6 protein-coding genes and 1 pseudogene are annotated in these 7567 nt (G+C 45.5%); 1 reads left to right on the top strand and 6 read right to left on the bottom strand.

The features are described 5' to 3' along the window. The 6 genes from A3762_RS09735 to A3762_RS09710 form a co-directional block, all read right to left on the bottom strand. On the bottom strand, positions 1 to 1192 hold a 1192-nt coding region (locus A3762_RS09735; protein WP_068755203.1), incomplete at its 3' end, for a BatD family protein. Beyond that, complete coding sequence (locus tag A3762_RS09730) at positions 1186 to 3009, bottom strand: VWA domain-containing protein (RefSeq protein WP_068755200.1); 1824 nt, start codon at positions 3007 to 3009, stop codon at positions 1186 to 1188. The genes A3762_RS09735 and A3762_RS09730, both read right to left, overlap by 7 nt. Next, complete coding sequence (locus A3762_RS09725) at positions 3002 to 4054, bottom strand: VWA domain-containing protein (protein WP_068755198.1); 1053 nt, start codon at positions 4052 to 4054, stop codon at positions 3002 to 3004. Before A3762_RS09725 ends, A3762_RS09730 begins: the two co-directional genes overlap by 8 nt. Next, on the bottom strand, positions 4048 to 4497 hold the full coding sequence (locus tag A3762_RS09720) for a DUF4381 domain-containing protein (RefSeq protein ID WP_068755196.1): 450 nt from the start codon (positions 4495 to 4497) through the stop codon (positions 4048 to 4050). The genes A3762_RS09725 and A3762_RS09720 overlap by 7 nt, the downstream gene beginning before the upstream one ends. Beyond that, positions 4494 to 5465 carry a DUF58 domain-containing protein gene (locus tag A3762_RS09715; protein WP_156493362.1) on the bottom strand — a complete coding sequence of 324 codons (972 nt, stop codon included), beginning with the start codon at positions 5463 to 5465 and terminating at the stop codon, positions 4494 to 4496. The genes A3762_RS09720 and A3762_RS09715 overlap by 4 nt, the downstream gene beginning before the upstream one ends. A gap of 15 nt (positions 5466 to 5480) precedes the next feature. Then, positions 5481 to 6446, bottom strand: a complete 966-nt coding sequence (locus tag A3762_RS09710) for a MoxR family ATPase (RefSeq protein ID WP_068755192.1) — start codon at positions 6444 to 6446, stop codon at positions 5481 to 5483. Between the two features lie 167 nt (positions 6447 to 6613). On the opposite strand from A3762_RS09710, the pseudogene A3762_RS09705 reads away from it, so the two are divergent. Then, positions 6614 to 7567: pseudogene (locus A3762_RS09705) on the top strand (NAD-glutamate dehydrogenase domain-containing protein); the annotation flags it as partial.

Genomic DNA, 7567 nt, shown 5'->3' with positions numbered 1-7567 from the left:
TAGAAGCCGCGACAACATCGATAGACTGTTCTGGTAGACGTGCAACACGCTCTACATCATTTACCGTATCCCACCATTTTATTTCGAGTGCAGGTAGGATCGCTTGCGCTGGCGAAACGGCAACCAGCGCATGTCGTTCCTTGCGCTGACTTTGTGCTCCAGCTGAGTGTTCAATCGTGTCGAGCTCTGGTGTATCAGGATATACCTTGAGCGCATTAGACGATGGAGGCTCTAGTTCGGGTAGCGCAGAGCCAAGCAAACCTAATGCAGATAATGTTACCGTTCGCGTTACCGATCCGCCCACTTCAAGCGTTGAGATCTCAGGGTCGAACGATTGAGTGAGCGCCAGGCTTGATGCTGGAAGCCACGTTTTGCCTGAAAATTCAGCGGGAGGCGGTTTTACGTCGAACTCGACTGAGTTTGCTAACTCGCGAGCACGAGCTCTTCGACGAGTCCTAGAATCAACGACGGTTCCGGTGAATTCAGGGCCCGCAAGACTTAGTGCGCCACTTTTTTGCGGGAACAGCAAATAACGTCGTTCATATACTTCGTAGCGCTGGTTGTATGCCATTTTGTAAGTCTTGGTCGTTTCTCCAAATGGCTCGATAATAAAATCTGAATTTTGTGGTTCAGACATATCGCCACGAGCTTCGCCGAGCGTGTAGAGCTCGAGAGTATAAATAATTTGTTCTTGCAGGTAGGGGCTTGGTTTATCGATACTCGCTTTTAAAAATACAGATGGTGGCTGAGCATCACTATGCGGACGACTCCCTGCAATTACCTCAATGCTAACCGGCGCGCTCTTTGCGTCCTTAAAGCTAGCTTCTGGGATTGTTAAGCTTCCGGCGCTTTTTGGGCTTAGTGCATAACGCCAGGTAATAAGGCTCTCAGTTTTACCGTTAATCGATTGCATGTTATAGCTTTGGCGACGGTCTAATATCGTCCAGGCTTCTTCGAGATTAGGGAAGTCAGGTGCATCTATTTGCATACCCCCTAAACTCATCAAGCCACCAACAAAGCCCATTTCGGCTCGCGCTGTAACGGTGAGGTTTAAAATTTCGTTCTGATACAACTTATCTTTGTCGATACTGATATCGAGAGTTGTCTCATCTGCAGCATGCACATTGGGCATCATTACTAATAAGTATAAGAACGAGATGTTCATAAAGGAGTGAAAGAGCGCCTTTACCATAATGGCTCCTCAGGATTGTTTTGGTTATTTCTGTCGCGAGACTGTTGTTCAAATTTACGCCTTAACAAACCAGAAGGGTCGTCAGGTATTCTGCGCATCCATTGCTCATATGAGCGACGTTCTTCATCACTCAACTGATCACTGTAGGCAGCAAACTCACCACTATCATCACTGCCAGCTTGCTGTTGATCAAGCTCATCGAGCGCTTGTGATTGTTGTGCACTAAGTTTTTCGTTCGTCTCATCATTACTAGTCTGTTGCGAGGCGGCATTAGATTGTTCCTCGTTCTGATCTTTAATATCATCAGTGTTCTGAAGAGTTCCCGAATCATCGCCATTCTTCTCAGCGTTTTGTTGCCCGTCTTGATTTTGTTGCCCGTCTTGATTTTGTTGCCCGTCTTGATTTTGTTGCCCGTCTTGATTCTGCTGTCCGTCTTGGTTCTGTTGTTCTTGCTGTTGCTTAATCTGCTCAGCGATCGCTTTGTTTTCTGCCGCTTCGGTGAACTGAGGTTTAAGGTTCAACGCTTGCTCATAAGCACTAATCGCCTCATCAACATTGCCTTGGAGTAGGGCAGAATTTCCTAAATTATATTGACTTGTCGCGTCATCATAAGCCCTATAAATATCTGCAGCTTGTTGATACTTTTCTGCACGATAATACGCATCTGCTTTATGTAGCGGGCTTTCAAATTGTTCGGCGGCACCTTCGAAGTCGCCGCTCTCATAGAGTTCTTGCGCCTGCTGGTCATTGCTTTTCCATAATGTATCTGTACTAAATGCAGACGCTTCGTCAGGAAGTATAAAGATCAAAACAAGCAGCAGTGCACCTTGGCGATAAGCTAATAGAATGAGTGGCAGAGCAATCGCTAAAAAGATATATCCCATGTCTTGCCATTGATCGAATTCCCGTTCATTGAGCTCCGGATTAAGCTCCGTGCTCAGATCGTCGGCTCTGAGATTTAATAGATCACTACTATCCAGACTCAAGCGTTCTGCTTGGCCACGATGAGATGTAGCCAGCGATGTTAATTGAGCCATCTCTAGCTTCGGAATGACAACACTGCCTTTGTCTTTAAGATATCCGCGTCCATCCGGAAGCTTGATGGGGCCGCCTAATTCGGTTCCGACACCAATAATATCTAGCGAAAAAAGCTTAGAATTTAATGTTTCGGTTATGCGTTTCGAGTGATGCTCTGCGACGCCATCAGTAAATAAAAAAATTTTACCTTGGTTGAATCCAGCATCTTCCATTACAGAAACTGCCTGCGTAACAGCCAAGTCAGGTCGACTCCCAATAACAGGCATTATTAGAGGTGCTAGTGCTTTTAGATTGGCTTCAATCGTATTTGTGTCGTCAGTGAGCGGAGTGACGACAAAACTATCGCCCGAGAAGGCAATGAGTGCAGTTGATCCACCAGATCGCAGTTTCAACAAATCTATTATTTTTTGCTTTGCACGGACGAGACGCGAAGGCGCGGTATCCTCCGCCATCATAGACAGTGACAAGTCTAAAATTACAACAGCGTTATCACTCGGCTGGACTGAAGGTGTTTTCGTTTGCTTCCAGCTCGGGCCGGATAAGGCAAAAATCAAGAGAGCAAAAATAATGACGCCGATGGCTCGAGACGGTTGCTTAGTTTTTTTCCCGGCTTCAAGAGTTCCGCCCTGAATTGCCTCTAGCAGTGTTGAGTCGATATGTTTCGTCCAGGAATTGTCTTGCGTTGCGCCACGTTTTAGCAACCACCAAACAAAAGGTAAGGCTAGGTATAAATACAAAAAATCCGGTCGAAGAAAATGAGGAAGAATTAGATCAAGCATCTTGTTCCTCACGCATACTAGACTGGCGGCTTGCTCTTTGGAGTAAAACGACAAGCTTGTAAACACTAAAAATCAGTAGTGCGAGAGCAAGAAAATAATGTGAGATCGCTTGCTTCGGCTGAAAGATTCTTACATCTGATTCAATAGGTTCTAGCTGATCAATCAAGGTATAGATCTCTTTTAATTCCTCTACATTGCGTGCTCTGAAGTATTCGCCATTCGTTGTTGCAGCGACTTGCTTTAACAAGTCCTCATCGAGATCTGCCGAAGGGTTAACTCGGCGCGTTCCAAATAGACTCCGTTGCAGCATTTCATCTGCACCAATGCCGACAGTGTATATTTTAATGCCAAGACTACCTGCGAGCTCTGCGGCCTTTTCAGGAGGGATCTCTCCAGCAGTATTTGCACCATCAGTTAAAAGAATTAAAACGCGACTTTGCTCAGGACGATCTTTTAAACGTTTGACCGCTAGACCAATCGCGTCACCGATCGCAGTAGCTTGACCCGCCATTCCAAGAAACGCCTCTTGAAGCAGGGTGTTGATCGTCTTAGTGTCGAAGGATAAAGGAGACTGAATATAAGGCTCTGTGCCGAACAGAATCAGACCCAATCTGTCGCCTTGTCGTTTACTTGTAAACTCACCGACAACAGATTTAACGACATCTAAGCGCGTTGCACGATAACCGTCCAAAGGCATATCTTCTTCTTTCATGCTCGGAGAGATATCTATAGCAAGCATTAGGTCGCGACCTTCAAGCGGGAGCTCGACCGCGGGGCCTAGCAGTTGTGGACGACTTAGCGCTATAACGAGCAAAAGCCACAACAAAATTAAAATAGACTTTTTGCGTTTATGAAGTTTGCCGGTTTGCGACTGAGTAAAACCGTATTCCGAGTGCGCATTAACGTATGCGTGAATATATGGTGCATTTGAAACGCTGTCATTATCCGAATTCCTATCTTTCCGTATCTGCAACAGCAACGGTGCGAAAGCAAGCAGGAGAGCGTAGGGCCAGAGCAATTCGAGCTGAGAGATATAATCTAGCATCTTATCTTCCTAAGCCAGCGTTCAATGTCCTCTAATGCTTGTTCATCGATACGATTTGGCGATGCCCTGTAATTTCCATCACCAAGAGCATCTAACGCGGCTTGGTCGAGCAAAGGAATGTGCGAAGACAAGCAATTTTCCCATTCAGCGCCATGACGCGATTTAATACTAGAATCTTTCTCGACGTAACTAATTACTTGTTTCAACAAGATTTGAATATCTTGATTTAATTGAACTGTCTGAGACTCCTGCGATTTAAGAGTCTCGAACTTAGCTAGCGCAACACGCTTCCATTGGTTATTGCGATGACGCACATAAATGAATCTAACGGTCACAAAAATAAGTGTAATTAGTAGAGCGGCAAGCACCCACCAACCAATAGATGGCGGCCACCATGAAATAGCAGGCTGAGTAATAATGTCGTGAATAGGGAGCTCGTTCATCGCGATGATGCTCCTAACGAAACTTGCCGAGAAATTTCAGCAAGTTGACGCTCAAAGTCGAGATTCGTGTTCAACTCCCAAGCATTTACATTCCTATTACGCGACAGCTGTTCGACGCGATTAGTAATTGCTTGATCCCAATTAGATAAGACCTTACGAGCACCCTCGTCTTGTCCGCGAACGTAAAAGGTATGATCGCCATCTGACACCGGAAGTGCACCCCCTGTTGGCAAATTCTTTTCTAAGGGGTCTGTGCAGCGTAGCAATACAAGCTCATTATGCTTAGCCAAAGTATTTAGATGGCGCTCGCCGGTGGCATCAAGCTTGTGATAATCACTAATAACAAATATCAAGGTACCCGGCTTTATGACTTGGCAAGCTTCTTTGAGCGCTAGGGTGAATTGTTGATTTCGATTAAGTTGAGGCGCTGATGCCGAGGTCTCTGCACTTAGTTCGTTGTTTAACGCAACGACATGGTTGATGTACTGAAGAATAGACTTGCGGTTACGACCGGGTTTGATAGTGAGTAGTTGTTGATCGTTAAAAATTATTCCGCCTACGCGATCATTATGCGCATACGCACTCCAAGACAATAGTGCTGCACATCGCGCTGCGAGTACAGATTTTAAACAACCGCGGCTACCAAAAAACATAGAAGCGCTCTGATCACAGATAACCACAACAGGACGCTCTCGCTCTTCTTGGAATAGCTTTGTATGCGTAGATTGTTTGCGCGCAGTTACACGCCAATCGATGCTTCGCACATCGTCACCCGCTTGATAGGGACGTACTTCTGCGAACTCCATCCCGCGCCCCTTGAAGCGGGAGTGATGCGAGCCGGTTTGTTGCTGCTTAACAACACGCGCCCGAAAATAACTCAAACGACGCGCTGTCGAACTCAGTTTAACGAGCGATTCAACGCTGACATAAACACCTGCGTTGATCAATTTGTCGGATATTACGGGCACGATCGTGATGAAAGCTTATGCGACGGGGACGCACGACAACAAATGGTCGATAACGTCATTTACAGATACGCCTTCTGCCTCGGCATCAAAGCTAAGCAGAATTCTGTGGCGATAAACATCATGGATCACAGCACTCACATCTTGAGGTGAGACGAAGTCTTTTCCTTTAATCCATGCGTAGGCCCGTGCACAACGATCGAGTGAAATTGTGCCTCTGGGGCTCACACCAAATTCGACCCAACGTGCAAGCTCTTCGCTAAATCTTCTTGGCTCTCGCGTCGCCGTCGTAAGGGAAATAATATAATCTTCAACAGCTTCAGACATGTGAATACCCAAAACTTCTTGTCGTGCTTGTTGGATAACCGCTTTACTTAATGTGATTCCAGACTCAGCTTCACTGGCGGCTTTCTTGAGCTCATCTCGGACTAAACGCAAAATAAGCTTTTCTGCTTCCGCAGATGGATAATCGATCGTTACATGCAAGAGAAAACGGTCAAGCTGCGCTTCAGGGAGAGGGTAAGTGCCTTCTTGCTCAATTGGGTTTTGTGTTGCCATCACTAAAAATAAATCATCAAGCGGGTAAGTCTGTTTACCTACACTCACTTGATGCTCCGCCATTGCTTCAAGCAAAGCGGCTTGTACTTTAGCTGGGGCACGATTAATTTCATCTGCAAGTACGAGGTTGTGAAAAATCGGTCCGCGCTGAAATTCGAACGAGTTTGTTTCCATTCGATAGATCTCGGTGCCTGTAATATCAGAAGGCAACAAATCCGGTGTAAATTGAATACGCTGGAAGTCGCCTTCAATTTGATCTGACAAAGACTTAATTGCCTTTGTTTTTGCAAGCCCTGGCGCCCCCTCTACAAGCAAGTGGCCATCGGCTAGCAATGCGATCAGCAAACAGTCCACCAAATGTTCCTGTCCAATGATGGTTGACGACAGTTGCGTCTTTAGAGACGAAAATACTTGATTGGCTTGCATGTTGGATGAGTCTCAACTGATTGATTATTACAAGGTTGCTACGTTATTGCATGGCGCGTTAATACGCAATTTCAGCCCTATGAACTATTCTTAATCGACATTCTAAAACGTCTCATAAAATTGTGAATTAGCGGGATTGTCAACGACTTTCGAGGTTTTTGCTAAACATGAAATTGATAGAAACTCAGGAACAACAAGAAATACTTGAAATTCTTAGTAAGCACGCGGCATCAACAATGCCAAAACAAGAGCAGAAACCTCTTCTCGATTTTATCGAATATGTATTGGCATCAGCCTATACCCAGGAGTTTGTTGGTAAGTCCATCGTCGATGTATTTGGCTATTTTGTTAGCAAGTGGCGTCTAGTCAACTCGTCACTTAAGACTGATGCGATTGTTCAAATCGACAACCCTGGACTTGAGGTCAGCGGATGGCAAAGTCCGCACACCGTTATAAGCGTGCTCATGCGCAACATTCCGTTTATCGTTGACTCTATCAGAATGGCGCTTGCTGATAAGAATCTGCGAGTGCAAGGCATTCAACATACCATTTTGCATACAACACGTGATGATAAGGGCTCTTTAAAAGCGATTGATAACGCCTCATCAAGCCCTAAATGCAATGTTGAAGCGTTAATGGTTATTGAGGCTGATCGGGTTAACAGTCAAGAAGAATTAACTAGCTTAAAGGCGGAGCTTGAATCCGTTTTGAGTGAAGTTGCCGATGCCGTAGATGACTACGATGAAATGCTTGGGCGAGTCACTGCCATAACAGATAGCTGGAAAGAAAAAGGTCACTCCCGCGCTACGGAGAAAGAACTATCAGAAGCGACTGCCTTTTTATCCTGGCTATCTGATAACCGCTTTAGCTTTTTGGGGTATATCGAGTATGACCTCAAAAAAACTAAGACTAAATCACTACTGGTTCGAAACGATGATTCTGCATTAGGCATTCTTAAGCACGCGCATCGGACGCAAGAAAAGTTGGATTTGGCAGAAATACCAGAATCAGTTGCGGAGCATATTTTGCGACCCGACATACTCTTGTTTGCGAAGTCCTCCCGACGCGCCCGCGTTCATCGTCCTGCATACCCGGATTACATAGTAGTAAAGCGTTTTAAT

The sequence above is a fragment of the Oleiphilus sp. HI0125 genome, assembly GCF_001635355.1.
The sequence above is the reverse complement of the archived record's forward strand: the minus strand, read 5'-3'. Positions and strand labels throughout refer to the sequence as shown.